The 25722-nt window shown below is 71.2% G+C and carries 24 protein-coding genes and 1 tRNA gene; 8 read left to right on the plus strand and 17 right to left on the minus strand.

Annotation, left to right across the window (positions count from 1 at the left end):
• Positions 1–44 precede the first annotated feature (44 nt).
• The 7 genes from ABD419_RS04920 to nhaA form a co-directional block, all read right to left on the minus strand.
• Positions 45–2384 (minus strand): endo-1,4-beta-xylanase, encoded by a 2340-nt coding sequence (locus ABD419_RS04920; RefSeq protein WP_344482523.1) that lies wholly within the window; start codon positions 2382–2384, stop codon positions 45–47.
• Positions 2385–2567: 183 nt separating this feature from the next.
• Complete coding sequence (locus ABD419_RS04925) at positions 2568–3491, minus strand: potassium-transporting ATPase subunit C (protein ID WP_344482526.1); 924 nt, start codon at positions 3489–3491, stop codon at positions 2568–2570.
• A 2-nt stretch (positions 3492–3493) separates the two neighbouring features.
• Positions 3494–5647, minus strand: a complete 2154-nt coding sequence (kdpB, locus tag ABD419_RS04930) for a potassium-transporting ATPase subunit KdpB (protein ID WP_344482529.1) — start codon at positions 5645–5647, stop codon at positions 3494–3496.
• 12 nt (positions 5648–5659) lie between these two features.
• Complete coding sequence (gene kdpA / locus ABD419_RS04935; RefSeq protein ID WP_344482532.1) at positions 5660–7321, minus strand: potassium-transporting ATPase subunit KdpA; 1662 nt, start codon at positions 7319–7321, stop codon at positions 5660–5662.
• Positions 7321–7410 (minus strand): K(+)-transporting ATPase subunit F, encoded by a 90-nt coding sequence (gene kdpF, locus ABD419_RS04940; RefSeq protein ID WP_112136207.1) that lies wholly within the window; start codon positions 7408–7410, stop codon positions 7321–7323. The genes kdpA and kdpF overlap by 1 nt, the downstream gene beginning before the upstream one ends.
• 461 nt (positions 7411–7871) lie before the next feature.
• Positions 7872–8846 (minus strand): DUF389 domain-containing protein, encoded by a 975-nt coding sequence (locus ABD419_RS04945; protein WP_344482539.1) that lies wholly within the window; start codon positions 8844–8846, stop codon positions 7872–7874.
• Between the two features lie 42 nt (positions 8847–8888).
• Positions 8889–10289 carry a Na+/H+ antiporter NhaA gene (nhaA, locus tag ABD419_RS04950; RefSeq protein ID WP_344482542.1) on the minus strand — a complete coding sequence of 467 codons (1401 nt, stop codon included), beginning with the start codon at positions 10287–10289 and terminating at the stop codon, positions 8889–8891.
• Positions 10290–10512: 223 nt separating this feature from the next.
• Here nhaA and ABD419_RS04955 point away from each other — a divergent pair, with 223 nt between their 5' ends.
• Entirely contained in the window at positions 10513–10917 is a 405-nt protein-coding gene (locus tag ABD419_RS04955; protein ID WP_344482545.1) for a DUF7144 family membrane protein, read from the plus strand.
• A gap of 63 nt (positions 10918–10980) precedes the next feature.
• On the opposite strand, the gene ABD419_RS04960 is transcribed toward ABD419_RS04955, so the two are convergent.
• The 5 genes from ABD419_RS04960 to ABD419_RS04980 all read right to left on the minus strand — a co-directional run bounded on the left by ABD419_RS04960 (position 10981) and on the right by ABD419_RS04980 (position 14369).
• Entirely contained in the window at positions 10981–11658 is a 678-nt protein-coding gene (locus ABD419_RS04960; protein ID WP_344482548.1) for a hypothetical protein, read from the minus strand.
• 103 nt (positions 11659–11761) lie between these two features.
• Positions 11762–12808: an AI-2E family transporter gene (locus tag ABD419_RS04965; RefSeq protein WP_344482552.1), complete on the minus strand. Its 1047-nt coding sequence runs from the start codon at positions 12806–12808 to the stop codon at positions 11762–11764.
• A gap of 47 nt (positions 12809–12855) precedes the next feature.
• The gene (locus tag ABD419_RS04970; protein WP_344482555.1) at positions 12856–13248 is read right to left on the minus strand and encodes a YnfA family protein; all 393 of its coding nucleotides are present in this window, start codon (positions 13246–13248) and stop codon (positions 12856–12858) included.
• 199 nt (positions 13249–13447) lie between these two features.
• Positions 13448–13750, minus strand: a complete 303-nt coding sequence (locus tag ABD419_RS04975; protein ID WP_344482558.1) for a hypothetical protein — start codon at positions 13748–13750, stop codon at positions 13448–13450.
• Between the two features lie 28 nt (positions 13751–13778).
• Positions 13779–14369, minus strand: a complete 591-nt coding sequence (locus ABD419_RS04980; RefSeq protein WP_344482561.1) for an SMI1/KNR4 family protein — start codon at positions 14367–14369, stop codon at positions 13779–13781.
• A 215-nt stretch (positions 14370–14584) separates the two neighbouring features.
• On the opposite strand from ABD419_RS04980, the gene ABD419_RS04985 reads away from it, so the two are divergent.
• Positions 14585–15784 carry a hypothetical protein gene (locus ABD419_RS04985; RefSeq protein WP_344482564.1) on the plus strand — a complete coding sequence of 400 codons (1200 nt, stop codon included), beginning with the start codon at positions 14585–14587 and terminating at the stop codon, positions 15782–15784.
• A 191-nt stretch (positions 15785–15975) separates the two neighbouring features.
• Positions 15976–16467, plus strand: a complete 492-nt coding sequence (locus ABD419_RS04990) for a S1 RNA-binding domain-containing protein (protein WP_344482567.1) — start codon at positions 15976–15978, stop codon at positions 16465–16467.
• Between the two features lie 144 nt (positions 16468–16611).
• Here the strand turns inward: ABD419_RS04990 and ABD419_RS04995 are convergent.
• From ABD419_RS04995 to ABD419_RS05005, 3 genes are all read right to left on the minus strand, one after another.
• Positions 16612–16685 (minus strand) — tRNA-Pro (locus ABD419_RS04995).
• A gap of 124 nt (positions 16686–16809) precedes the next feature.
• Positions 16810–17316: a hypothetical protein gene (locus tag ABD419_RS05000; protein ID WP_344482569.1), complete on the minus strand. Its 507-nt coding sequence runs from the start codon at positions 17314–17316 to the stop codon at positions 16810–16812.
• A 229-nt stretch (positions 17317–17545) separates the two neighbouring features.
• Positions 17546–18301, minus strand: coding sequence for a DUF2470 domain-containing protein (locus ABD419_RS05005; RefSeq protein ID WP_344482572.1), 756 nt, complete (start codon positions 18299–18301; stop codon positions 17546–17548).
• A gap of 146 nt (positions 18302–18447) precedes the next feature.
• On the opposite strand from ABD419_RS05005, the gene ABD419_RS05010 reads away from it, so the two are divergent.
• Genes ABD419_RS05010 through ABD419_RS05020 form a run of 3 tightly spaced genes read left to right on the plus strand, consistent with a single transcriptional unit; the run spans position 18448 to position 20911 of the window.
• The gene (locus ABD419_RS05010; protein ID WP_344482575.1) at positions 18448–19116 is read left to right on the plus strand and encodes a DUF2306 domain-containing protein; all 669 of its coding nucleotides are present in this window, start codon (positions 18448–18450) and stop codon (positions 19114–19116) included.
• A 5-nt stretch (positions 19117–19121) separates the two neighbouring features.
• Positions 19122–20252, plus strand: coding sequence for a sensor histidine kinase (locus tag ABD419_RS05015; RefSeq protein WP_344483440.1), 1131 nt, complete (start codon positions 19122–19124; stop codon positions 20250–20252).
• Positions 20249–20911 carry a response regulator gene (locus ABD419_RS05020; RefSeq protein ID WP_344482578.1) on the plus strand — a complete coding sequence of 221 codons (663 nt, stop codon included), beginning with the start codon at positions 20249–20251 and terminating at the stop codon, positions 20909–20911. Before ABD419_RS05015 ends, ABD419_RS05020 begins: the two co-directional genes overlap by 4 nt.
• Before the next feature lie 4 nt (positions 20912–20915).
• On the opposite strand, the gene ABD419_RS05025 is transcribed toward ABD419_RS05020, so the two are convergent.
• Together ABD419_RS05025 and ABD419_RS05030 are read right to left on the minus strand one after the other, a co-directional pair.
• Positions 20916–21740 (minus strand): alpha/beta hydrolase, encoded by an 825-nt coding sequence (locus ABD419_RS05025; protein WP_344482581.1) that lies wholly within the window; start codon positions 21738–21740, stop codon positions 20916–20918.
• Positions 21741–21847: 107 nt separating this feature from the next.
• Positions 21848–22012, minus strand: a complete 165-nt coding sequence (locus tag ABD419_RS05030) for a hypothetical protein (RefSeq protein WP_344482584.1) — start codon at positions 22010–22012, stop codon at positions 21848–21850.
• 314 nt (positions 22013–22326) lie between these two features.
• Between ABD419_RS05030 and ABD419_RS05035 the strand changes: the two genes are divergently transcribed.
• Both ABD419_RS05035 and helR read left to right on the plus strand, forming a co-directional pair.
• On the plus strand, positions 22327–23535 hold the full coding sequence (locus ABD419_RS05035) for a glycosyltransferase (RefSeq protein WP_344482587.1): 1209 nt from the start codon (positions 22327–22329) through the stop codon (positions 23533–23535).
• A complete protein-coding gene (helR, locus tag ABD419_RS05040; protein ID WP_344482589.1) occupies positions 23532–25682 on the plus strand; it encodes an RNA polymerase recycling motor ATPase HelR in 2151 nt (716 codons plus the stop codon). Before ABD419_RS05035 ends, helR begins: the two co-directional genes overlap by 4 nt.
• Positions 25683–25722 lie beyond the last annotated feature (40 nt).

A 25722-nucleotide genomic window follows, 5' to 3' on the forward strand; every position in this document is an offset into this window, starting at 1 on the left:
GTCCCGGGCGGTGGCGCGCCCGGGACGGCGTATGCGCGCAGGGGCTAGTCGCCCCAGTTCGCGGCGGCCTTGCGCCGCCGCACCGCGAACACGGTGACCGCGCCGGCGACCGCCAGCGCGGCGGCCCCGGCGATCGCCGCGGTGAGCGCCGCGCCGGTGGTCGGCAGGCTCCCGCCGCCGCCCGGCTCCTCGACGTCCTCCACGAACTCGGCGATGCCCCAGTTGGCGTTGGTGTTCCAAGAGAGGCCGGTCGGGTCGTACCAGGTGTGGACGGCGGTGCGGGCACCGTCGGTGCCGTCGTTGACCTGGAGTTCGAGACCGTGCTCGGTGCCGACCGCGGCCTGCTCGGGGGCCATCGCGACGGCGACCTCGACGACGTAGCCGGTGTCGGTCGCGGCGGCGGCGCTGGTGAGCACACCCGCGTCGGGTCCGTTGCCGCCCACCGAGACCGCGTTGGTGAAGCTGACGCGGTACTGGCCGTCGGCCTCCTCGTAGCCGCCGCCGCGGGTGTTGCCGGGGTTGAGGAACACCTCCACGGAGTCCTGCTCCCACGGGTTGGCGCCGGCCTCGTCGAGGCTCGGGTCCGTGACCTCGAAGAGCGCGTACAGGCCGGCCTCGTCCCACAGCAGCGAGACGTCGGCCTTCGCGCCGTCCGCAGAACCCTCCACATTGACCTCAGTCGCCACAGTGGACGCCTCGTCCCAGGCGGCCTCCCTCGCCCCGTCGATCTCGGGCGCCGTGTCCGCCAGCGGCACTTGGACGCGCGCGTACTCGGGCTCCTCCTCGTCGGGGATCTCGGGCAGCGCGCTCGGGTCGACGATGCCCCAGTACGCCCACTTCGACTGGAGCGTGTCGCTGAAGACCAGCGGGCTCTCCAGCGGCCGGGTCTCCGATCGCAGCCAGGAGCGGCCGTCGTGCAGGCCCCACACGGTGACCGACTCGAGGAGGTCCCCGTGCTCGCGGTACATGGCGAACAGGTCGCGGAAGTAGTGGCCCTGCTCGATGAGGCGGGCCTCCAGCTGCGGGAACTCCTCCCCTTCGCCGGGCGCGCCGATGGCGACGTCGAGTTCGGTGACCGCCTGCAGGACACCGAGGCCGGCGAACTTGAGCAGGCTCTCCTCGATCTGGTCGATCGAGGTGTTCAGGTTGATGTGGGTCTGGTGGCCGACGCCGTCGACCGGCACGCCCGCGGCGAGCATGTCCTCGACCAGGTTGTAGAGGTTGTCGCGCTTGCCGGGGTTCTCGGTGCCGTAGTCGTTGATGAAGAGCTTGACGTCGGGTGCGCCCGCGGCGTCGAAGGCCTCGCGGGCGATGCGGAACGCCTCGTGGACGTACTCGGGCCCGTCGAAGATCTCGTACCAGCGGCTGTGCCGGTAGACCTCGGCGTTGTTGTCGCTGATGACCTCGTTCACCACGTCCCAGGCCTGGATCCGGTCGCCGTAGTGCTCGGCCAGGGCCCCGATGTGGGCCTCCAGCCGCTCGATCATGATCTGCCGGTCCTCGTCGGAGTTCCCCAGGGGCGCACCGGCGTTCGGGTGCCCTTCGGGGTACTGGAACCACCACTCGGGGACCTGCCCGGTGTGCCACAGGAAGGTGTGGCCGTACACCTCCATGCCGTTGGCCTCGGCGTACTCCACCAGCTCGTCGGCCGCGCCGAACGTGAACTCGCCCTCGGTCGGCTGGATCGCGTCCGGCTTCATGTGGTTCTCGGCGGTGACCTGGTTGAAGTGCTTGCTCAGCAGCTGCCCCGAGGACTCGACCAGGTCGCGGTCGTCGATCGCGGCCCCGATCCGGAAGTCGTCGGCGAGGACGTCCTTGAGGTTCGGGATGTCGGGTTCGATCCCGGGCGGCTCCAGTTCGGTGACGGTGAAGTCGTCGATCCAGTACGAGGCGTCCACAGTGGGCGACTCGATGTAGAACGTCAGGTTCGTCGCGGCGGAGGCGATCGAGTACTCCCCCGAGAGCGACGTCCAGTCGGCGCCGGCCGGCGCCTGGTAGACGACGCTGTCGTAGGAGGTGCCGTCGGCGGTCTCCCGCTGCACCGTGGCGGTGAGCGCGTCGCCCGCGCTCCCGTCGGCGAACCGCACCGAGACCGAGATCCCGTAGACGCCACCGGGTTCGACGACATCGGTCAGGTCGACCGACGGCCCGTGCCACTCGGCCGAACGCCCGGTCGTGAGCAGCGCGCCGTCCTCGACGGCGAGCGTGACGGGCCCGCGCGGGACCCAGTCCCCGGGGGTGCCGTCCTCGAAGTCGGAGGCGTAGACGACGTCGTCCTGGGCGGCGGCGGCGGGGGCGAACACGAACGCCGCCGCGGGCAGGAGCAGCGCCCCGCCCACCAGCGCGGGCAACCGCCGACGCCGTTCGCGTGCTTGAAGATTCATGACTTGCAGGCTCCATCGCGGAGGAGGGATACAGAGGCTCCGAAAGTTTCGGTATCTTCATGAAACTTTCAGGTGAGGGTGGGGCCATGATATGCACGACGTCGACGCCTGTCAATCTCCCGCGATGAGGGAGCGGAGGCCCGATGGCGCTCCGCTCCCCGATGACGACTCGCGCGCTTCCGGTCAGTCCAGCGGCGCCGCCTCGTCGAGGGCGAGGTTGAGCTCGACGACGTTCACCGCGGGCTCGCCCATGAACCCGAGGAACCGGCCGGTGGTGTGGTCCTCGACCAGCGCCTCGACGTCCTCGGTGCTCACGCCGCGCTCGGCGGCGACGCGGGCGGTCTGCAGCTCGGCGTACTCGGGGCTGATGTGCGGGTCGAGCCCGGAGCCGGAGGCGGTGACCGCGTCGGCCGGCACGGCCGGCTCGCCGGGCGCGTCGCCCTCGATCGGGGTGATGATCGCGGCGGCGTGGTCGTCGCCGTATGCGGCGCATTCGACCTGCACGCCTTCGTATTCGGCGAGGAACGGTGCCTCGACCGCGCCGCACTCCTCGTTCAGGCTGACGACACGGGTGACCGTGCCGGTGGTGCCCTCGGAGTAGTACACGCCCAGGACCGCGCCGACCGCGGCGTCGCCGGACTCGGTGCAGTACGGCCGCGAGCCGTCGACGCCCTCGCGCTCGCCGATCGCGTACGAGCGCTCGCACACCTGCGTGAGCAGGCTCTTGGCGGCGTTCTCGTCGCCGTCCCGGCCCAGTGCGGGGTCGGGGAGCGTGTCGACGACGTTCTCGGGCCCCAGGTTCGAGGCGCCGGTGACGAGCGGGTCGTAGTCGCCGGTCTCGCCGGCGGCCATCGACGGGCGGGACTGGAAGTACGCGCCGAGCGCGTTCCCGTCGTCGTCGGTGAAGGACTGGCCCAGCAGCGAGGAGCCGATCACGTTCCCGGCGTCGTCGTAGAGCAGGGACCCCTCGGCCTTGTCGTTCAGGCCCGGTACCTGGGCGACCGCGAGGACCGCGAGCGGGTAGAGGATGCCGGTGATCGCGGTGAGCACGAGCAGTGCCCGCAGCGCGGCGAGGTGCTGGGAGATCCAGCGAGGGAGACGTGCCATGGCTATGCGATCCCTGGGATGAGAGCGACGACGAGGTCGATGAGCTTGATGCCGATGAACGGCGTGATGATCCCGCCTACGCCGTAGAGCAGGAGGTTGCGGCGCAGCAGCGCCGAAGCCGGCCCGGGCTTGTAGGCGACGCCCCTGAGCGCCAACGGGACCAGGGCGATGATGACGAGCGCGTTGAACACCACCGCCGAGATGATCGCCGACTCCGGGCTGGCGAGGCGCATGACGTTGAGCGCGTCCAGTCCGGGGTAGATCACGGCGAAGATCGCCGGGATGATCGCGAAGTACTTGGCGATGTCGTTGGCGATCGAGAAGGTCGTCAGGGCGCCGCGGGTCATGAGCAGCTGCTTGCCGATGGCGACGATCTCGATGAGCTTGGTCGGGTCCGAGTCGAGGTCGACCATGTTCCCGGCCTCCTTGGCCGCGGACGTGCCGGTGTTCATCGCGACGCCGACGTCGGCGGCGGCGAGCGCGGGCGCGTCGTTGGTGCCGTCGCCGGTCATGGCGACCATGCGCCCGGCGTCCTGCTCGCGCTTGATGAGCGCCATCTTGTCCTCGGGCTTGGCCTCGGCGAGGAAGTCGTCGACGCCGGCCTCGGCCGCGATGGCCTTGGCGGTGCGCGGGTTGTCGCCGGTGACCATGACGGTGCGGATGCCCATGGCGCGCAGGCGACTAAAGCGTTCGGCCATGCCCTCCTTGACGACGTCCTTGAGGTAGATCACCCCGAGGACGCGGGCGGTCTCGCCGTCCTGGTGCTCGGCGACGACCAGCGGTGTACCGCCCTCGCGGGACACCTGGTCGACCAGGTCGTGCACACGCTGGTCGGGTTCGCCGCCGGCGGTCTTCACCCACTCGATGACCTGCACCGCGGCGCCCTTGCGGATGCGGTGGACGGAGCCGTGCTCGGTGGTGTCGACGCCGGACATGCGGGTCTGGGCGGTGAACTCGATCCACTCGGCGCCGGTGAGCTCGCCGGTGTCCCGTTCGCGCAGGCCGTACGCCTCCTTGGCGTAGACGACGATCGAGCGGCCCTCGGGGGTCTCGTCGGCGAGGCTGGAGAGCTGCGCGGCGTTCGCGAGGTGCGCGGCGGCGACGCCCGGGACGGCCAGGAACGATGACGCGCGGCGGTTGCCGTACGTGATCGTGCCGGTCTTGTCGAGCAGGAGCGTGTCGACGTCGCCGGCGGCCTCCACGGCCCGGCCCGACATGGCGAGCACGTTGCGCTGCACCAGCCGGTCCATGCCGGCGATGCCGATCGCCGACAGGAGCGCCCCGATGGTGGTCGGGATGAGGCACACGAGCAGGGACACCATGACGATGCCGGTGACGCCGTTCCCGTCGAGGACGGCGGTGTCGGGCGCGGCGGCCATGTAGTCCTTGGAGAAGATCGCGACCGGCTGCATGGTGACGACGGCGAGGATGAAGATGATCGTCATCGCCGCGAGCAGGATGTTCAGGGCGATCTCGTTCGGCGTCTTGCGCCGCTCCGAGCCCTCGACGAGGGCGATCATGCGGTCCAGGAAGGACTTGCCGGGTTCGGCGGTGATCCTGACGACGATCCAGTCGGACAGGACCCTGGTGCCGCCCATGACCGCCGAGCGGTCGCCGCCGGACTCGCGGATCACGGGCGCGGACTCGCCGGTGATCGCCGACTCGTCCACGCTCGCGATCCCGGTGACGACGTCGCCGTCGCCGGGGATCGTCTGACCGGCCTCGACCAGCACGAGGTCGCCGCGCACCAGTTCCGGTGCGGGGATCTCGACGGTCTCGACCTTCGGGGAGGCGATGGCCGGGTCCTGCTTCGCGAGCTTCCTCGCGACCGTGTCGGTCTTGGCCTTGCGCAGGCTGTCGGCCTGGGCTTTGCCGCGGCCTTCGGCGATCGCCTCGGCCGCGTTCGCGAACAGCACCGTCAGCCACAGCCACACGGTGATCGTCCATGCGAACGGCGACGGTTCGAGGGCGGCGAGGACGGTGGTGAAGACCGCGCCGATCTCGACGATGAACATGACCGGGTTGCGCCACATGACGCGCGGGTCGAGCTTGCGGAACGCAGCGGGTGCGGACGTGATCCACTGCTTGGGGTCGAGCAGCCCGTTGCGGGGCCGCGTCTCCTTGCCGCGTGGAGCCACAGTTGCCATAGAGGACATCGCGGGGAACTCCTATTGGAGCCCGTCGGCCAGCGGGCCGAGGGCGAGGACGGGCAGGAAGGTCAGCGCGACGAGGATGACGGTCACGCCGACGACCATGCCGACGAACAGCGGTTGGTGGGTGGGGAAGGTGCCCGCGGTGGCCGGCACCGGCCTCTGCTTCGCGAGCGATCCGGCCAGGGCGAGCACCAGGATGATCGGGATGAACCGGCCGAACAGCATGCACAGGCCGAGCGCGGTGTTGAACCACGGCGTGTTCGCGCCGAAGCCGCCGAACGCGGACCCGTTGTTGTTCGAGGCCGAGGCGAAGGCGTACAGCAGCTCGGAGAGCCCGTGCGGACCGGAGTCCTGCATGGAGTCCAGGTTGACCGGGAACGCGAACGAGGTCGCCACCCCGATGAGCAGCAGTGCGGGGGTCACCAGGAAGTACATGCTCGCGAGCTTGATCTCCCGCGCGCCGATCCTCTTGCCCAGGTACTCGGGGGTGCGCCCGACCATGAGGCCGGCGATGAACACGGTGATGACCGCGAGCACGAGCATGCCGTAGAGTCCTGCGCCGACGCCGCCGGGCGCGACCTCGCCGAGCATCATGTTGAGGATCAGGACGCCGCCGCCGAAGGACGTGAACGAGTCGTGGAACGAGTTCACCGACCCCGTCGAGGTGAGCGTGGTCGCCGCGGCGAACAGGCCGGAGTCGGCCACGCCGAAGCGGACCTCCTTGCCTTCGAGGGCCGCGGTCACCGCCTGCGGGACCGTCCCGTTCGCCATCGACTCGAAGCCGACGACGAGGGTCGTCGAGACCAGGGCGATGACGCCCATGACCGCGGCGATCGCGTAGCCCTGCCGGTTCTGGCCGACCAGGCGCCCGAAGGTGCGCGGCATGCAGAACGGGATCACCAGCAGCAGGTAGATGATGACGAAGTTCGTCCAGGCGGTCGGGTTCTCGAACGGGTGGGCGGCGTTGGCGTTGTAGTAGCCGCCGCCGTTGGTCCCGAGGTTCTTGATGGCCTCCTGGGTGGCGACGAGCCCGCCGGTGACGGTCTGGGTGTCGCCGCCGGTGGTGATGGCACTGGTGAAGTCGGTGAGGTTCTGGACCGCGCCGCCTGCGACGAGGACGATCGCGGCGACGAAGCTCAGCGGCAGGAGGACCCACAGCGTGATGCGGGTGAGGTCGACCCAGAAGTTGCCGAGCTTGTCGGTGGCCCTGCGGGCGAAGCCGCGCACGAGCACCACCGCGACGGCGATGCCGACCGCGGCCGACACGAAGTTCTGCACCGCCAGGCCGGCGGCCTGGACGAGGATGCCCATGGTCGACTCGCCGGAGTACGCCTGCCAGTTCGTGTTGGTCACGAAGCTGACGGCGGTGTTCCACGAGACGTACGGGTCCACCCCGGCGAAGCCGTTGTCCAGCGGCAGCGCGCCCTGGGCTCGCTGGAACAGGAAGAGCAGCACGATGCTCACGGCGGAGAAGGCGAGGACGCTGCGCGCGTATCCGGCCCAGTTCTGCTCGGTGTCCGGGCGGGCGCCGATGACGCGGTAGATCCCGCGCTCGACCTTGTAGTGGCGCTCGCGGGTGACGACCCGGTAGAGGTAGTCGCCCAGCGGCTTGTAGGTCGCGGCGAGCGCGACGAGCATCGCGGCGATGAAGAGCACGCCTGCGGTCGTGGAGCTCATCAGAAGCGCTCCGGTTTCAGCAGTGCGATCACCAGGTAGACCCCGATGAGGACGGCGAGGACGAGGCCGATGGCGTTGACGGCGCTCACAGCTTCTCCACCGCCTTCACGAGCAGGCCCAGGACGATGAAGCAGACCACCGTCAGCGCCAGATAGGCAAGATCGGGCATTGCATCCTTCTTCTCAATGGACTGGGGAGGCGCGGACTCCGCCGCGCCGACGACTGGGGTTAGGTCGCCTGGGACCGAGTGAACGCCGTTCCTGGCCGGTTGCACAGACCGCTTGACGTCATCGATACGACCCGGATGTGAACCTTGATGAGGCCTTGACAGCGCGCTCCGATCCAAGGCGGTTCGGCCTCGCGATCCGGACGACGGGCCCTTGAACTGGGCAGATGCATAGCGATGGGCGAGGGGTGCCGGGTACAGCACGGCACTCCGGGGCGGGCGCAGCGCATGGCGGGACGCCGCGCCGGGGCCCGTCCTCGGGGTCGGAGCGTCCGCTATCGGGCCTGTTCGGTCCGGCCGCGCGCGAGCGCGGCGGCCGATCCGTCAGGCCCGGCCGCCCGAGACGCTGCCGGGGAGCGCGCGGGCCAGGCGCTGGAGCGGCGTGTCGGGATGGGCCCACAGGAAGCGCTGTACGGCGAGGGTGGCGATCCCGGCGAGCAGCAGGCCCGCGAGGTTGGCCCCGAGCTGGATCGCGGAGGCGCCGACCTCCTCCCAATGCCGCAGCGGGATCGCGACGGCGAGGTTGCCGATCGCGGGCACCGTGGTCACCGAGATGAAGACGCCGACCAGGGTCGAGGACTTCCTCGCGGTCATGGAGAGGATCCCGGCCACGCCGGCGAGGACGGCGACCACGAACGACCAGCGGTCGGGGTGGATGATGAAGCTCGTCAGCGGCCTGTCGTCCAGCATGGACGGCTCGATCCAGCCGATCAGGTAGCTGCCGTATGCGAACACCAGGGTCACCGCGATCGCGACCGCGAAGCCGACGAGCAGGGTGCGGACCGCGGCGCCGACCAGGCGCAGATCCCGCTGGAGCACCCCGAAGCACAGGGCGGCGACCGGCCCGAAGTCCGGGCCCAGGACCATCGCGCCGACGATGAGGATCGGCTGGTCCAGCAGCGCCCCGATCGAGGCGATCTGCACCGCGAGCACGAGGAACACCAGGTACGACCAGGTCAGGCGGGTCTCGGCGGCGGTGCGCGCGGCGAGCTCCTCCCACACGACGGCGTCCTCGGGGTCCCCGGGCGCGGCCTCGACCGCCTCGGCGGCGGCGTCGGAGATCGACAGGTCGACCTCCTCGATGCTGATGCTGCCGGTCTCCTTGAGCCCCAGCGCCTGCAGCCGGCTCAGGACCGTGTTGGCGCCCTCCCGGGCGACGTCGAACTCGACGCAGTCGCCTGCGGGCGAGTAGGCGACGCCGGGCAGCCGGATGACGTTGGCGACCCCCTCGTCCTCGACGGCGATGCGCACGACCGCGTCGGAGAGGTCGGCCGGGGTGATGACTCGAACATGCAGCACGACAGCATTGTGCCGCAGCGGCGCTCGGCGGCCCGGTTCACCTCACCCCGCCTCGGTCGCGAGAAGGCGGGCCTCGGCGTCCGGCGTCGGAGCGGTGCTGCCGCGCCTGCGCAGGCTGAGGGCGATCAGTCCGGCGCCCGCGAGGGCGGCGAGGAGCGACCCGGCGAGCACGCCGATCTTGGCCTCGTCGGCGAGCGGCCCGGTCCCTTCGAAGGCGAGCTCGGTGATGAACAGCGCCACGGTGAACCCGATCCCGGCCACCGCGGCGATGCCCGCCATGAGCGGCCAGGCGGCACCGGTCGGCAGCCGTCCGGCTCCCGTCCTGACCGCGATCCACACGGCCGCGGTGATGCCGACGGTCTTGCCCGCGACCAGCCCTAGGACGATCCCGAGCGTCACGGTCGAGGCCGCCGCGGTCGCCAGCAGGTCGCCCGAGAGTGCGACCCCGGCGTTCGCGAGGGCGAACAGCGGCAGCACCACGAACGAGGCGAACGGGTGGTGGGCGTGCTGGAGCCGCTGCGCGGGCGGCTGGGCGTCGCGGGTGAGCTTGACGAGTCGCTCGGTCTCGTGGAGGGTCAGGCCGTCCTTCGCCAGCTCCTGCGCCTGCTCGTGGGCGAGGCGGGGGTCGAGGAGCGGTTTGGCGGCCACGATGAGGCCCATGGCGACGCCCGCGACGGTCGCGTGGATGCCCGATTCGAGGACCGCGAGCCACAGGGCGACACCCACCACCAGGTACACCGGGCCGGACCAGACGTCGAGGACCCGCAGCAGCACGGCGAGGGCCAGCAGCGCCCCGGCGGCGGTGAGCCAGGGCAGGGACAGGTCGTCGGTGTAGAACACCGCGATGACGGCGATCGCGCCGAGGTCGTCGACGATGGCGAGGGTCAGCAGGAATATCTTCGCGGCCGAAGGGATGCGGGAGCCGAACAGGGCGAGCACGCCGACGGCGAACGCGATGTCGGTCGCCATGGGGACGCCCCAGCCGTGGGCGCCCTCGCCTCCGGCGTTGAGGACGGCGTAGACGAGCGCGGGGACGGCCATGCCGCCGATCGCTCCGGCCACGGGCGCGACCGCGTTCCGCGGACTGGAGAGCTCCCCGGCGACGATCTCGGACTTGATCTCCATGCCGACCACGAAGAAGAACACGGCCATCAGGCCGTCGTTGATCCACTCCCGGAGCGTGTGGTGGAGCTCGAAGTCACCCGCGTGGATCGTGACGTCGAGACCCCAGAGCGCGTCGTAGGCGGGCGCGAAGGGCGAGTTGGCCCAGGCCAGCGCCACGACCGCGCAGACCACGAGGACCACGCCGGCGGCCGGCTCGATCGTGAGGAACTCCGCGGCCGGGCGCCCGACGTATCGGGCCAGCGGTCTGCGCGAGTAGAGGAACGACGGGCGGGCTCGCCAGATGGAGGACTTCCAGGGCTCCTTGGAGGCGGTGGGCACGGGGACGGGCTCCGTTCGGGTCGCTGACAGGACTCGCCGACCAGCCTTCCCGGCACACCGCGGCCCACCCTACCCGACGACCCCTGCCGTCGCCGAGTTCGACGTCACGACCCGGGCCGCTGCGCCTCCGCCCCGGGCGGCGACTCGAATTCGGGCGAGACGGGTGCGGCACGGCGCCGCGGCGGGCAAGATCGAGGCAGCGTCCCCGTGGGAAGGAGGAGGCATGGCATCGCGTCCGTCCGCCACGGCCGGCACGGTCCTGGCGGCACTGCTGCTCGTCGTCGCCGGAGTGTGGCAGGTCCTCACCGGCTTCGCCGCGGTCGTGCGCGGCGGCTACTTCACCGCCCCCGCCGACTACCCGTTCGCGTTCAGCGTGGCCGCCTGGGGCTGGGTGCACCTGATCGTCGGCGCGTTCGCCGTCGTCGTCGGCGTCGGGCTGTTCACCGGGGCCGTCGTGTGGCGCGTCCTGGGCATCGCCCTCGCGTGCTGCTCACTGGTCTCCAGCTTCCTGTGGATCCCGTTCGAGCCCTGGTGGTCGGTGCTGGTGATCGCCCTCGACGTGCTCGTCGTCTGGTCGCTCCTGAACGCCGGCGACCGCTCGATCCGCGACCGGCTCGCCGACCGCTGAAAGGCCACCGCGCCGGACCTCCGGCGCGCCCCAGGCCGGGCGGCCGGGATTCGCGGACAGCGGTCAGAACGTCTTGGGCAGCGCGAGGATCACGACCGCGGCGCCGAGGAAGGTGGCCACCGCGGCGCCCGAGAGGATCCACTGCGACCGGCGGGTGCGCATCCGGCCCGCGACGCCCGCGAAGAACAGGGCGAGCGCCAGGACCACGGCCATGAACACGTAGTTGTCGGAGCGCTGGTTGTTCGCGTGCGCCTCGGCGGTGGCCGCCTCGGCCTTCGCGACGAGTTCGTCCGCGAGCGCCTCGGATTCGAGCGTGTACTCGGGCATGTCGAACGGCGTGGCGGGCGCGGCGGCGTTCACGAGCGGATGCGTGGCGACCCAGCCGTCCACGGCCGGCTTGAACTCGGGCCGGAACCGCTCGTACAGGAACCCGGAGACCTCGTCGGAGTCCGGCACGTAGTCGCCTTCGGGCCGCGGCGAGGTCCCGGCGATGATCTCCTCCTGGAGGGCCCCGATCCAGGAGGTGTACGCGACGAGGTCCTTGAGCCGGTCCTGCCCGGCGTCGGTGGCGGCCTTCGCCGACTCGGTCCGGGCGGCCCCGGCCTCGGCGAACGCGATCGCCTGGAAGCCGCTCCACTTCGCACTCTGGAACCCCGCCCAGGCGGTGCCGACGGCCGCCAGCGCCATCACGATCGTCAGCACCAGGTCCATCCAGGACGGCAGCTTCCAGTCGTCGCCCATTCCGCCGCCCCTCCTCGTACCGCTGGTGCCGAGGGTAGCGGCGCGAGCGGGCGCGCGCCCCGGATCAGCGCAGGATCGCGGCCGCGTGTCGCCGGGGCGGCGCTCACCGCTCGGGCAGGGAGCCGTTCGCGGCGAGGACGGCTGTCCACGGCCGGTTCTTGGGCGCGTCGACGAGGAGGGCCTTGACCAGCAGCGTCAGCGGGATGGCGAGCACCGCGCCGAGGCCGCCGATGAGCCAGGTCCACACGAGGACGGCGGCGAACGACGCGGTGACGGACAGGTCCACGGCGTCGCCGACGATCTTGGGCTGGACGATCGACTGGAGCACGAAGTTGACCGCGCAGTAGACCGCCACCACCCACAGCATGGTGCCGACGCCGCCGTCGAGGAGCGCGAGCAGCGCGGGAGGGGCGAGGCCGATCACGAAGCCGATGTTGGGGATGTAGTTGGTGACGAACGCCAGCAGCGCCCACAGCAGGGGCAGCGGCACGCCGAGCAGCCAGAGCGCGACACCGTCGAGCACGGCGACGGCGAGGCCGAAGACGGTCGCCACCAGGAGGTAGCGGCGCGTGCCGGAGGCGAAGGCGCGCAAGGCGTCCGCGAGTTCCGGTCGGGTCTCGCCGATCGCCGCGAGGCGGGGGCCGACGCGTGCCGCGTCCACAGTCATGAAGAGCAGTAGCGAGACGAGGAGCACCAGGCCGCCTGCGACGCTGACGGCGGACCCGAGCGCCGACGCGAGGCTGCGGACGACGGCGACCGGGTCGATGCGGGCGCCGAGGGCGGCGGCCTCCGTGCTGCCCAGGCCCAGCCGTTCGAAGGCCGCGGCGGCCCGCTGTCCCAGCTCGGACGCTTCCTCGGCGTACTGGGGCGCGAGTTCGGCCAGCTCGACCATCGACACGGCGACGGTCAAGCCGAAGGCCGCCAGAAGCGCGGCCAGCGTCAGGTAGACCGCAAGCGCGCCGGTCCAGCCGGGCCAGCCCCGCGCGATCAGGGTGCGGCGCAGCGGATCGACCACGAGCACCAGAACGCCCGCCAGCGCCGTCGGCGCCACGATCCACGCCGCCGCATGCACCCCCAGCGCGGTGACCACCAGGCCCGCCGCGGCGACGAGCGCCACCGCCGGGCCTCCCAGGGAACGCGGCTTCGACATCCCAGGCTCCTCCCGCGACCGGCCGATATCAGTCCGGTGTGGATTGATTATGCGCCCGCGGGAGCCGCACCGACCGCGAACAGGGAAGTGCCGCGGCGAGCGGTCGTGTCACCCGCGGGCGCGTACATGATGACCGCGACGCCGACCAGGCACACCGCCGCGCCGATCACGTCCCACCGGTCGGGGCGGAAGCCGTCGACGACCATCCCCCACGCCAGCGAACCGGCCACGAAGATCCCGCCGTACGCGGCCAGAACCCGCCCGAAGTTCGCGTCGGGCTGAAACGTGGCGACGAACCCGTACGCGCCCAGAGCCATGATCCCCGCGGCGATCCACAGCACGCCCCGGTGCTCGCGCACCCCCTGCCACACCAGCCAGGCCCCGCCGATCTCAGCGAGCGCGGCCAGCAGAAACAACGGAATCGAACGTGCGATGTCCACAGGGCCACTCCATCTGCGTAGAGAATGAATCCGGCCCCGATCCACTCAGAACCGCGACCCACGCCGGGCATGATACGCAGCATCGCGGCCGCCTCCCGCGGCTCCCGTGGAGTCAACTCCGCTTCCTACGCGCCCCGCGCTCAGTGCTCCAAACGCTGCCAATCCAGCGCCGTCTCCGCGCAGTACGCCTCTAGCACCTTCATGCTGCTCGCGGCGGCATGCAGATATAGGCCGGCATCGTTCCTTCGAGTTCCTCAACGCTCCTGAACCGATCCTGGCTCCGAATCAACGCATCGACACGCCCCCAGGAGAGGAGCACTTCGGCCAGAGGGGCCGGCAGCCGCGTTCCGAGGCGCGATTCGGCGGCTTCAAGCTCTACCGCCGAACAGCCCGCCGCGGCCGGCATCTCCAGGCACCAACCGCTGGCGATCGCCGCCAGCGAGGCCGCAAGGCTTCGAGTCCCTGACGGATCCCCGAGCTCGTCCACCCACGTCGGCGCCATGCCACTCCCCCTCTTTGTCCGCCGAAGGTCACCTTGTTGACAGCCGGATGGCCAGCCACGCTAAACGGGCGACATCGAGGCAATCCTCGCACCGTACAAGCCGGTCTATGAACGCTTCGAAGCTGTCCGCAATGGGGTGGACCACTCTGTCGTCGTCCAGGTATACGATTCTCGGCGAATCCGGCTGAACCGCCGATGAATAGTCGAGCATCACCGCGTCATGACCGCCCGAGGGAGTACGAAAGGCGACCACCCCTATGTCCGGGAGACCCCACTCCTTGATGAGATACCGACTCCCTCCGACTTGCGCATCAATCCCCCATGATCCACCGATTCCTCGAACTGCAGCGATCGCAAAGTGATCTTCGCTCCACGATGTCGGGAAATCGGTGTAGCAGCATCTCCTGAACGGCACACCGCCGTTTTGAACACGAAGTATCTCCAGGTACGCCCGCGGCAACTTCACTCCCAGCTGACGTTCTGCCGATTCGACCATTCCCACGTCAAGAGGAGGAGAGGTGTAGTAGTTCATTCCCTGCTCGAAGAAGAAATCCATCGCCATTTCTCTTCCCATATCGAATACCCGCCGGTGAGGCGAGTCGCGTCGTGGAGTGCTCATTCTGAGCGCCCCTTGACACCCACCGCGCGGCCATGAACCAGCATTGGGCCAGGGCCCGAAATGAGGAGCAGCCGGGCACTGAGAAGGAGACCGGTTGCAGCTTACTGCAGCTCGATGAGCACGGGCCGACCCACTGATCATCGTAATCCGTTGCAGCGCAACAGATTCAACAGAAGAATTCCTAAGTTCGCGAACACGACCTAGGATGTGCGAGTGTGGAAGCCATCGATGCACTGATCCCGGCCGCCCGTCAGGCCGACGCGGTTGGCCTGCTCGAGGTCGACGTTGACGAGCTTGCCCGATACGTGATCGACACGGCACACCCGTGGTGGCGTCGCAAGCCTTGCGTGCTCGCGCTCGCAGGACGCATTCCCTCAGCGTTCGTACCGGCGTTGATGGAACGCCTGCGCGATCGTGGTGACGTGAGCGAGGTGCGTATCGCTCTCCTCGACCTCCTGGGAGACCGAGAAGAGCTGCTGCCGTGGCTTCGACACGAGGGAAAGGCCGAAAGGTCGTTCGGGATGCATGAGGCGATCTTGAAAGGCCGCGGTGTACTCGGTGATCGCACCGCCGCGTCCGAACTGGCGACGCTTGCACATAGTCCGTGGCCGCGACACCGAGCGGTCGCCGAGGCTGGACTGAACGCGCTGGTGGCTCGATACGGAGTCGAGGTGATCCTCGCTGATCTCGGTGAACGGCCCGAAGACCGTGCGTTTCGCGTGCGCGTGCGCCACCGCGCTGGAGGCGACGTGACCGAAGCGTTCGCGGATCCCGATGTCGGCGTTGCACATCTCGCCCATTCCCTCGCCGACGATGCAGAAAGGGTTCGGGCCTATGTTGATCGAGCACCGACAGTCGATGCCAAGATCTGGGCCGCGTGCACGCTGTATCGTCTCGGTTGCAGCGTCGCCGAGGTTCGGGCGATCGACGACTCCTTGGGACGGCCTCGTGTTGACGTCACCGGCCTCGACGACGAGATCCGCGGCGCAATCGTCGGCGAGTACGCATCTCGCAGCCAAGCACGGACCGACCCGCGTTGGCGCCTCGAAGCGATCTGCGCCCGGCCGGTGCCTCCGCCGGACGAGGACGACCAACTCCGAGGAGTGACAACCGCACTCGTGTCGGCGAACCTTGAACCGAAGTGGCCGGTCTCGTGCGGTGAGGAAGCCGGTCAAGGCGGCGGCACCTATCATGTGATCGAGTATCGGGACGGCAGCATTTGGGTCAGCACGCTTGGTCGATTCGTCACCGGCGAAGACGACGACGTTGCCGCGCGGGGAGTGCTCGAGGCAGCGGGCTTCCGCTGGATTGATCGAGATCTCGGTTCGATCACCGTGACTGGTCTCTGCGTCTACCACTTCGGTGAACGCGCACCGCTCAACGTCGGCACCCTGCCTTTCTACTGGCAGGACTGAGGTTCTCCAACCACCTGCGCCCGCGCGCGACGAACGTGCTCGGCTTGACGGGAGAGTCGGTAGCCGAGCAGACGGTGTAGGCAACAATCTTGCGCTCCGACAATCCGAATGCTCTCCTCATGACTTCGCAACCGTTCGCTCCATGCTTCAGCAGGTGATTCGGGGCGGGCAGAGTCGGTACACTTCCGGTGATGGACACCCCTGCACCTCTATTGCAGCGCCTGCGCCGCGGGCAGGTGTGCACCGGGACCGTGGTCGAGATCGCGAGTTTCGGCGTCACCTTCGTCGACATCGGCGGCTTCATTGCGATGATCAACATCTCTGAGCTCTCCTGGCGGCCACTGCGACACCCCTCCGACATCGTTTCCGTTGGACAACAGCTCACCGCCCTGATCCTCGACGTCGACCAGCAACGCCAGCGCGTCTCGCTCTCATTGAAGGCCCTGCAGGAAGATCCAATGGCGGCGCTCGTGCGGCGAGTGGGCGAGGTCATCACGGGCCCGGTCACCAAGGCCGTGCCGATCGGCGTGTTCGTCCGCGTGGAAGACCGCCCCGACGGCTTCGAGGGCCTGGTGCCGGATGTCGCCTTCGAAGTTGGTGCGATCCTGTCCGTGACAATCATTGAGGTCGACCCCGTGCGGCGGCGCATCCTCCTCGCACCCCATCCCGCACAACCCCGATGACTCCAGCCGTACCACCTATCAAGTAGTCGGCTACTGCACGACACCAGGCGCGAAGACCCGAATACCAGACCCTGAACAGCAAGTTTGGGCAGCCGGTCACCGACTGCCCACACATAAATCATATTTATGACTATTAATACACTGTCGGGACGACAGGATTTGAACCTGCGACCCCTCGCTCCCAAAGCGAGTGCGCTACCAAGCTGCGCCACGTCCCGTTCCGACCGCAACGCGGCCTCAGCAAGGGTACAGCACCTCTGCCCCGTGGTGCTGCCCGGTGGCGTGGGCGGTGGGGTGGGGGTGGGGTGGGAAATCGGGGGTTGACCTGGGGTGGAGGTCGAGTCAGCGCTTGGGCGCGTCGGGGCCGTGGAGGAGGCGCTTGGTCAGGCGGGTCGCGATCATGGCGATGAGGAGAACGAGGGGGAGGCTGAGGAGGGCGAAGAGGATGACGAGGGGGACGTACATGGCCCAGTCTCGTGAGCCGGTCTCCCAGGCGCGGGGGTCGTCGTAGCCGATGAACGGGGAGGGGCGGCCCGGCATGAGGCGGGCCTCGACCTGCTGGCCGGTTTCGCAGGCGCCGACGACTTCGATGCGGGTCTCGACGGCGGGGCCGCCGTCGTCGGGGGTGAAGGTGCCGGTGCAGACGCGTTCGCCGCGGCCGTTGTAGGCGGTCTCGACGAGGGCGGTGCCGGGGACGCCGGCCTGGCCGTGTGCGGCGCGGTAGCCGTCGACGAGGGCCGTGACGTTGGCGTGGAGGGCGAGGGGGAACGCGAGGAGGATCGCGCCGACCACCGTGAGGAGGACGGCGGTGACGGCGGGGTGCGGCCGTCGCCGGTCGTCGGCGCCCATGTCGGCTCCCTTGGTCGGTGCGCGTCGGTCGCGTGCATCATGCACCGGCGATGCAAGGGCGTATCGGGCGGTTCATACGGTTGTTGTGTGACCTGCTGCAACGCAACGGGGTCGAGACGGGGAGCTTATTGTCGGCCGGGTGCTCGCGGGAGAGGACGAGTTCGGGAACCACGTCCTGAAGGCCGTGACCTGGGAATGCGACCAGGGGCCTCTGAAGCCGGGCCCCGCCCTAGTCGTCCTCGCCGCAGTGGTGGTGGGCGCACAGGATCGGGTGCATGAGGTGTGCGAGGTCGTGCTGGCCGGTGACCGCCCGCGCGAACTCGAGGCGCACCCAGCGGCCGCGGCCGAGTTCGCCGGAGCGTTCGCCGAGGTCCACGACGAAGCCGTACCGGTCCAGCCGCATGACCTGCGGCGGGCCGTCGGCGAAGGCGGTCGCCTCGCCGAGGAGGCGGCACAGGTAGCCCTCCAGCTGGGGCGAGTGGTGGTCGGCGAGGTCGGCGAGGAGGTCCTCCTCGCATTCCTGGAGCGGGTCGGGTTCGGCGGCGGCGTAGGCGTCGAGGTCGACGAGGTCGACCGCGCCGCCGCGGCCGAGCGTCACGCGGGACGGCGAGAGCCGGTGGATCGCGACGCCGTCGCCGACGTCGAAGAGGCCGGGGTCGGGGTTGGAGCGGGCGTATTCGAGGACGGCGTCGCGCACCTCGTCTTCGGGCACGGGGCGCAGCTCGCCGACGACGCGGACCCGGCCGAGGCTGGGGGCGCCGGGGCGCGGCGGCACGTCGTCGACGCTGAGCGAGACGCGCGGGGCGTCGAGTCCGCGGAGGCGGGTCGCCAGCTCCTCCCCTGCCGGGGCCAGCAGGAGCGGTCGCCCGAGGCGGTCGGTGGCGTGGCGGACGCCGGTGACGGCGACCCCGTCGTCGAAGCGCACGAGGCCGGTCAGCCGGCCGCGTGCCAGCGTGCGCGCCGTTTCGGCCGCCGATGGACGCATGGCGACTCCTTCCGTCAGGGCCGTTGAAGTTAGCTGAGCCTACATGAACTTAGGTACACCTAACAAGCGTGGTCCGCGGCGTGTCCGCGCCGGAACCGGCCATGTGGCTGAAGCGCGGGCGCGGGGCCCGCGCCCAGGATTGCGGTATGGACACTCCCCACCCCCGCCGAAGTCGCGAATGGATGATCGCGGCCGGCCTCATCCTCCTGGCGCTCGTGCCCTCGATCGCCGGGGCGTTCCGCGTCGGCGAGATCGCCTCGGGCGCGGCCGAGACGCCCGCGAACGCAAGGTTCGTGCAGATGCCGCTGCCGGTCGTGCTGCACATCGTCGGCGCCCTCGTCTACTCGATCGTGGGCGCGTTCCAGTTCCTGCCGGGCCTGCGGCGCAGACGAAACGGGTGGCACCGGTTCGCCGGACGGTATCTGCTGGTCCCGGCCGGGATCGTCGTCGGCGCCACCGGCCTGTGGATGACCGCGGTGTACGACGTGCCGGCCACCGACGACGGCCCGGTCGCGGTCTCGCGGTACGTCGTGGGCGGCCTCATGCTGGCGTTCATCGGCCTCGGGGTCGCCGCAGTCGCCCGCCGCGACTACTTCGCGCACGGCTCGTGGATGATCCGGGCGTACGCGCTCGCGATGGGCGCGGGCACGCAGGTGCTCACCTCGGGGCCGGCGCTGCTCCTGTTCGGGGCCCCGGACGAGATGTTCCGGCTCATCCAGATGGACGCGGGCTGGATCATCAACGCGCTGTTCGCGGAGTGGGTGATCGCCCGGCGGCGCGCGGCCGCGCGGCGGCCTGCGACGATCGGGGCGTGAACGGCATGAGCGCTCTCGGGCACCGGATCGGCGCCGCGTGGTCGCGCCCGCGCGCGGCCGGCGCCGACGGTCCGCGGCCCCGCGACGGCGTGCTCGTCGCCGCCTTCGCCGCGGTCGCGGTCGGCGAGGCCCTGGTGCGGCCCGACCTCGTATGGCCCTCGGCCGCCTTCCTGGTGACGGTGGCGGTCCTGCCGGTGCTGCTGTGGCGGCGGACGCGGCCGCTCGCGGTGGTCGTGGCCGTGAACTGCGCGACGACCGGGTTCGCGCTCGCGCACGTGATCGGCGGGATCGAGCCGAACGCGCTCGTGGCGACGGTCGCGTTCCTGACCGTGCCGTACGCGCTGTTCCGTTGGGGCTCAGGGCGCGACCGCATCGTCGGCGCGGCGGTCGTGGCGGCCGGGCTGCTCGCGTCGAGCTTCCTCGGCTCCGACCCGATCGCCGACACCGCCGCCGGGGTCGCGTTCATGGGCGGCGCATGCCTGCTCGGGGCGCTGCGGCGCGAGCGGGTCGAGGCGCGGGAGCGGCGGATCGACGCGGTGCGGGCGCGGGAGCGCGAGGCCCTCGCGAGGGACCTGCACGACACCGTGGCGCACCACGTCTCGGCCATCGTGATCCGCGCGCAGGTCGCCGGGGCGGACCCGGCCGACGCGGCGCAGGTCGCGGAGTCGCTGCGGGTCATCGAGACCGAGGCGCAGGCGGTGCTCGCCGACATGCGCGCGCTGGTGCGCACGCTGCGCGCACCGGCCGACTACAAGCCGACGCCGGGTCTGGAGGAGCTGGCGCGGCTCGCCGAGCCGGGGCCGCCGCCGGTCGCGGTGGCGGTGGACGCGGCGCAGGAGCTGCCGAGCATCGTCGCCACGACGCTGTTCCGGATCGCGCAGGAGGGCGTCACGAACGCGCGGCGGCACGCGCGCGGCGCCACCGCCATCAAGGTGGAGGTCACTGTGGACGAAATGGAGGCGGGCGTCGTCGTGCGCGACGACGGCGGGCCCGCGCGCCCGGACTCGGGCGAGGGCCACGGCCTCCAGGGCATGGCCGAGCGCGCGGCGCTGCTGGGCGGGAGCGTGGCGGCCGGACCCGATCCGGCCGGCGGCTGGACGCTGCGGGCAGTGATCCCGTTGGGAGGGAACCCATGATCCGGGTGATCGTGGCCGACGACCAGGAGCCGGTGCGCACGGGCCTGCGGCTGCTGCTGGCCTCGCTGCCCGACGTCGAGGTCGTCGGGGAGGCCGCCGACGGGCTGGAGGCGGTGCGGCTCGCGCGCCGGGTGCGGCCCGACGTCGCGCTGCTGGACATCCGGATGCCGGGCCTGGACGGGATCGAGGCGACGGCGATGCTCGCGGGCCCGGCCGTGGCGGCACCGGTCGCGGTCGTCGTCATCACCACGTTCGACCGCGACGAGTACGTGCACGGCGCGCTCCGGGCCGGCGCGAAGGGGTTCCTGCTCAAGGAGTCCGGGCCGCAGCTCATCGGGGAGGCGGTGCGGGCCGCCGCGAACGGCGACGCGCTCATCTCGCCGCAGGTCACCGCGCGGCTGCTGGAGGAGTTCTCGCGGCCGGTCCGCAAGGCGCGGGAGCCGTCGTCGCCGCTGACCGGCCGCGAGGAGGACGTGCTGGCGCTCCTCGCGGTCGGCTTGACGAACGGCGAGATCGGCGAGCGGCTGTTCCTGTCGCTGGGCACGGTGAAGACCCACATCGCCGGCGTGCTCGCCAAACTCGGGCTGCGAAACCGGGTCGAGGCCGCGATGTGGGCGTATGAGACCGGCCGGGTGCGCGGCGACGCACCCGGCCGGTGAGCGGTCAGCGGGCCGCGGCGGCGACCACGTCGCGGGCGGCGTCGGCGATCGCCTTGAAGTCCTTCTTGAGGATCAGGTCGTGGTTGCTGGCGACCTTCGCGAAGACCTCGACGTGCTCGTTGCGGGCGACGTACTTGTCGAGGGCGGCGCGGATTACCTCCTGCTCGTCGCCCTTGCTGCCGAACGAGGCGCCCGAGGCGAGGACGTAGCGGGTGGGGACGGCGAGGCCGTCGATGACGGGGCCGAGGTTCTTCTCCAGGGAGATCCTCCCGAGCTCGATGTTGCACTCGGCCTGCTGGACGGCGCTGAAGTTCGGGGTGAGGCCGGTGGGCCGCAGGATCGCGGTGACGGGCCGCAGCCGCTTGAAGAGCTTGCGGATGCGCGCCTCCATGGCGTCGGTGAGCCAGTCGTGCGGCTCGGCGCCCTCGACGAGGACCGCGCCGACGGTCCGCTCGGGGTTGCGGTGGGCCCAGTGGGCGGCCACGAAGGCGCCGTAGGACCAGCCGGCGATGACGACCGGGCCGGTGACGCCGCGGGCGGCGAGGACGGCGTCGACGTCCTTCACGCAGGTCTCGAACGAGTAGTCGGCGGAGGTCTGCGACTTCTTGCCGCGGGCCCGCTCGTCGAAGTTGATGTGGCGGAACCCGTCGCCGAGCTCGGCGACCGTGTGCTTCCAGTAGCCGAGGGTGGCGAACTGGCCGTTGCAGTAGATGATCGGCACGCCGTCGCCGCCGGTGTCGGTGACGTAGAGGGCGGTGTCGTCGACCGGGACCATGCCGGACCAGGCGGTGGCGGCGGAGGAGTTCGCGGAGGAGCTGTGGTTCGTCATGCCCTGAACTGTGGGCGGGGGCGCTGACACGGTGCTGACACCGGTCTGACGCACGCGTCCGCCCCGGCGGGCGGCCGGGGCGGACGGTTCCAGGGGCCGGGTCGGCGCTAGAAGGCGGCGTCGATCGTCGGGGCGGCGAACGCGGTCAGGGCGAAGGCGGCGGCCAGCAGGCCGAGTCCGACGCCGCGGGTCCGGCGCGCGCCGAGCGGCAGGGCCGCGATGACGAGCAGGATGATCGCGATGAGGTAGAAGAGGGCTTGGAAGGTAGCCATGTCGGCCTCCCAGCGGCGGGCGGAGGGCCGGTGCTCCTCCCGTCGCCGCACTGGCGGCTGCGATCCCGGCCTGCCTGTCCTGTACCCGAAGTGGAGCGCCGCTGAACATGTTCCGGAGTGCTTTTCAGAGGGTGGCCGCCGGAAAGTCACGGTCTGACCTGAATACGCGAACGGGAAGGGGCCCATCGCTCCTTCCCACTTCAGTTTATATCGCACCGGTTCCGGCAAAGGGTGCATCGGGGTGCTCACACCCGCTCTGACCTGCTGCACAATGGCTCCTCCAAGCATGAAACGCACGGAGACGGGAGCTGGACATGCGAGTGCTCATGACGACCTTCGGGTCGCGCGGCGACGTCGAGCCGATCGCGGGACTCGCCGCGGAACTGGCGGCGCGGGGCGCCGAGGCGGTGGTGTGCGCGCCGCCCGACGAGGAGTTCAAGCGCCGACTCGACGGCCTCGGCGTCGAACTGGCGCCCCTCGGGGAGCCGGTGCGGCCCAAGCTCGACGGGGACGGCCCGCCCAAGCCCTCGGACGCGCCGAAGATCGCGGCCGGACTCGTCGACGCCCAGTACGAGTCGGTGCTGCGCGCGGGCGCCGGCTGCGACGCGATCGTGGCGACGGGCCTGCCCCCGGCCGGGGCCGCGCTCGCCGCCGAGCGGCTCGGCGTGCGCTACCACTTCGCGGCGTACGTCCCCGGCGCGCTGCCCTCGCCGCTGATCCGGCCGCACGGGCGCCCCGGGAAGCCGTTCCCCGAGGGCGAGACCGACAACCGGGTGCTGTGGGAGATCGACGACGAGAACCTGCGGGCCCTGTACGGCCCGGCCCTGAACGCCCGCCGCGCCGGACTCGGCCTCGCGCCCGTCCGCGACGTGCGCGGCTACATCCTCACCGACCGGCCCTGGCTCGCCGCCGACCCGGTCCTGGGGCCGTGGCCCCCGGCCCCGGGGTACGCGGCGGTGCAGACCGGCGCGTGGTTCGTGCCGGACGAGCGGCCGCTCCCGGCGGACCTGGAGGCGTTCCTCGACGCGGGCGACCCGCCCGTGTACGTCGGCTTCGGGTCGATGCCCTGGCAGGCGGGGAAGGACGCCGCCGCGACGGCGATCGAGGCGGTGCGCGCCCGCGGCCGCCGCGTCGTCGTCTCGCGCGGCTGGGCCGGTCTCGCCGCGACCGGCGGCGACGCCTTCGCCGTCGGCGAGAGCAACCACCGGAAGCTGTTCTCCCGCATGGCCGCCGTCGTGCACCACGGGGGCGCCGGCACCACTCACAAGGCCGCGCTCGCCGGTACGCCGCAGATCGTGGTCCCGCAGATCGCCGACCAGCCGTACTGGGCCGGCCGGGTCGCCGCGCTCGGGATCGGCGCGGGCCTCGACCGGGCCGTGCCCGACGCGGAAGCGATGGCGCGGGCCGTGGCGACGGCGCTCGCGCCCGAGACGGCCGCGCGGGCCGCCGAGGTCGGCGCGCGGATCACGACCGACGGCGCGGCGAGGACCGCGCAGATGCTGATCGAAGGGACCGATGTATGAACGCACCGCACGAGAGCGCCTTCGACCTGCCCGAACGCCTGGCCGCCAAGGCGGACCCGGCGCTCATCGCCGCTGACGAGCGGCACTTCGCGGCCATCGCCGCGAGCCTGGAGACCTCGATCGCGGACCTGTCCGACCAGCTCGCGGCCGCGCGCCGCGCACCGGGCGGCACGGGCCAGCACGCGGCCGACCGCGACCGCGAGATCCACCGGATCACCGCCCGCATCGCGACCCTGCGCCGGTACGGGCTCGACCTGTGCCTGGGCCAGGCGGTCGACCGCGATGGCGGCACCGTCTACATCGGCCGGATCGGGCTCATCGACGGCCAGGGCCGGCGGCTGCTGGTCGACTGGCGCTCCCCCGCCGCCGAGCCGTTCTTCGGTGCGACGCACGCCGACCCGATGGGCCTGGAGAGCCGCCGCAGGTTCCGGTGGACGGACGGGCGGATCACCGACTACTGGGACGAGGCGTTCACCGCGGACGCCTTCACCGGCCACGCCGCGGCGCTCGACGACCAGTCCGCGTTCATCGCGAGCCTCGGCACCGAGCGGTCCGAGCGGATGCGGGACGTGCTGGGCACCATCCAGTCCGACCAGGACGCGATCATCCGGGCGGGGTCGGCCGGCGCGCTCGTGGTGGACGGCGGGCCCGGCACCGGGAAGACCGTGGTGGCGCTGCACCGCGCGGCCTACCTGCTGTACTCCGATCCGCGCCTGGGCCACCACCGCGGCGACGTGCTCGTGGTCGGCCCCAGCGACCCGTACCTGGCGTACGTCTCCGACGTGCTGCCGAGCCTCGGCGAGGAGGGGGTGCAGACCTGCACGCTGCGCGACCTCGTGCCCGGCGGCGCCGACGCGCCCGCCGAGGACGACCCCGAGACGGCGCGGCTCAAGGCGTCGGCGGCGCTGGTGCGGGCGGTCGAGCCCGCCGCGCGCCGCTACGAGCTGCCGCCGAAGCGGGGCATGGAGGTCGGGACCCCGTGGGGCGACGTGTACCTCGGCGCGGCGGACTGGGCCGAGGCGTTCGGCGCGGCCGAGGCCGGGACCGCGCACAACGAGGCGCGCGACCTGGTGTGGCGGGAGCTCGCGGCGATCGTGCTCGCGAAGCTCCCCGAGGACGCGGACGCCGCCGAGGGGCCGCTGCGCCGCGACCTCGCCCGCAACCGGGAGCTGGTGGCGGCCTTCGACAAGGCGTGGCCGCTCATCGAGCCGGCCGACCTCGTCGCGGCGTTCTGGGCCTCCCCGGAGTTCCTCAAGTGGTGCGCCCCGCACCTCGGCGACGACGAGGTCACGCGGCTCCAGCGCGAGGACCCGTTCGCGTGGACCGCGTCCGACCTCCCGCTGCTCGACGCGGCCCGCCGGCGCCTCGGCGACCCCGAGTCCTCGCGCCGGGCCCGCCGCCGGGAGGCCGAGATCGCCGCCGAGCGGGAGGTGATCGACAAGGTCGTGGGCGACCTCCTCGAAGCCGACGACGGCGACGTGGAGGGCATGGTCATGCTCCACGGCGCCGACCTCCAGGACGCCCTGGTCCACTACGAGGACCTCGAGACCGCCGACCCGGACCTGCTCGCGGGCCCGTTCGCGCACATCGTGGTCGACGAGGCGCAGGAGCTGACGGACGCCGAGTGGCAGATGCTGCTCCAGCGCTGCCCCTCGCGGTCCTTCACGATCGTCGGGGACCGGGCCCAGGCGCGGCACGGCTTCACCGAGTCGTGGACGGAGCGGCTGGAGCGGGTCGGCATGGGCCGCATCGAGACCGCCTCGCTGAGCATCAACTACCGCACGCCCGAGGAGGTCATGGTCGAGGCCGAGCGGGTCATCAGGGCCGCGCTGCCCGACGCCAACGTGCCGACCTCGGTGCGCCGCGGCGGCGTTCCGGTCGGGCGCGGCACGCTGGCCGATCTGGAAGGGCTGCTTGAGGAGTGGCTGGAGGAGCACCCGGAGGGCACGGCCTGCGTCATCGGCGGCGAGGGCTTCGCGGCGCGCCCGCGGGTCCGCTCGCTCACGCCCGAGCTGTCGAAGGGACTGGAGTTCGACCTGGTGGTCGTGGTCGATCCCGACGCGTTCGGGGACGGCATCGAGGGGGCGGTGGACCGGTACGTGGCGATGACCCGCGCGACCGGGCGGCTGGTGGTGCTCGCCGGTTGAGGGCGGGAGACGGGCGGCGGCCGCGAGCGCGTTCGTGACG

It is taken from the genome of Glycomyces endophyticus (genome assembly GCF_039531525.1).
Lineage (GTDB): Bacteria > Actinomycetota > Actinomycetes > Mycobacteriales > Micromonosporaceae > Glycomyces > Glycomyces endophyticus.

Excerpts from the sequence above, each read along its gene's own strand:
- ABD419_RS04920 (WP_344482523.1), bottom strand. The coding sequence starts at position 2,384 with ATGAATCTTCAAGCACGCGAACGGCGTCGGCGGTTGCCCGCGCTGGTG.
- ABD419_RS04925 (WP_344482526.1), bottom strand. The coding sequence starts at position 3,491 with ATGGCACGTCTCCCTCGCTGGATCTCCCAGCACCTCGCCGCGCTGCGG.
- kdpB (WP_344482529.1), bottom strand. The coding sequence starts at position 5,647 with ATGTCCTCTATGGCAACTGTGGCTCCACGCGGCAAGGAGACGCGGCCC.
- kdpA (WP_344482532.1), bottom strand. The coding sequence starts at position 7,321 with ATGAGCTCCACGACCGCAGGCGTGCTCTTCATCGCCGCGATGCTCGTC.
- ABD419_RS04955 (WP_344482545.1), top strand. The coding sequence starts at position 10,513 with ATGGCATCGCGTCCGTCCGCCACGGCCGGCACGGTCCTGGCGGCACTG.
- ABD419_RS04960 (WP_344482548.1), bottom strand. The coding sequence starts at position 11,658 with ATGGGCGACGACTGGAAGCTGCCGTCCTGGATGGACCTGGTGCTGACG.
- ABD419_RS04965 (WP_344482552.1), bottom strand. The coding sequence starts at position 12,808 with ATGTCGAAGCCGCGTTCCCTGGGAGGCCCGGCGGTGGCGCTCGTCGCC.
- ABD419_RS04975 (WP_344482558.1), bottom strand. The coding sequence starts at position 13,750 with ATGGCGCCGACGTGGGTGGACGAGCTCGGGGATCCGTCAGGGACTCGA.
- ABD419_RS04980 (WP_344482561.1), bottom strand. The coding sequence starts at position 14,369 with ATGAGCACTCCACGACGCGACTCGCCTCACCGGCGGGTATTCGATATG.
- ABD419_RS04990 (WP_344482567.1), top strand. The coding sequence starts at position 15,976 with ATGGACACCCCTGCACCTCTATTGCAGCGCCTGCGCCGCGGGCAGGTG.
- ABD419_RS05000 (WP_344482569.1), bottom strand. The coding sequence starts at position 17,316 with ATGGGCGCCGACGACCGGCGACGGCCGCACCCCGCCGTCACCGCCGTC.
- ABD419_RS05005 (WP_344482572.1), bottom strand. The coding sequence starts at position 18,301 with ATGCGTCCATCGGCGGCCGAAACGGCGCGCACGCTGGCACGCGGCCGG.
- ABD419_RS05010 (WP_344482575.1), top strand. The coding sequence starts at position 18,448 with ATGGACACTCCCCACCCCCGCCGAAGTCGCGAATGGATGATCGCGGCC.
- ABD419_RS05015 (WP_344483440.1), top strand. The coding sequence starts at position 19,122 with ATGAGCGCTCTCGGGCACCGGATCGGCGCCGCGTGGTCGCGCCCGCGC.
- ABD419_RS05020 (WP_344482578.1), top strand. The coding sequence starts at position 20,249 with ATGATCCGGGTGATCGTGGCCGACGACCAGGAGCCGGTGCGCACGGGC.
- ABD419_RS05025 (WP_344482581.1), bottom strand. The coding sequence starts at position 21,740 with ATGACGAACCACAGCTCCTCCGCGAACTCCTCCGCCGCCACCGCCTGG.
- ABD419_RS05030 (WP_344482584.1), bottom strand. The coding sequence starts at position 22,012 with ATGGCTACCTTCCAAGCCCTCTTCTACCTCATCGCGATCATCCTGCTC.
- ABD419_RS05035 (WP_344482587.1), top strand. The coding sequence starts at position 22,327 with ATGCGAGTGCTCATGACGACCTTCGGGTCGCGCGGCGACGTCGAGCCG.
- helR (WP_344482589.1), top strand. The coding sequence starts at position 23,532 with ATGAACGCACCGCACGAGAGCGCCTTCGACCTGCCCGAACGCCTGGCC.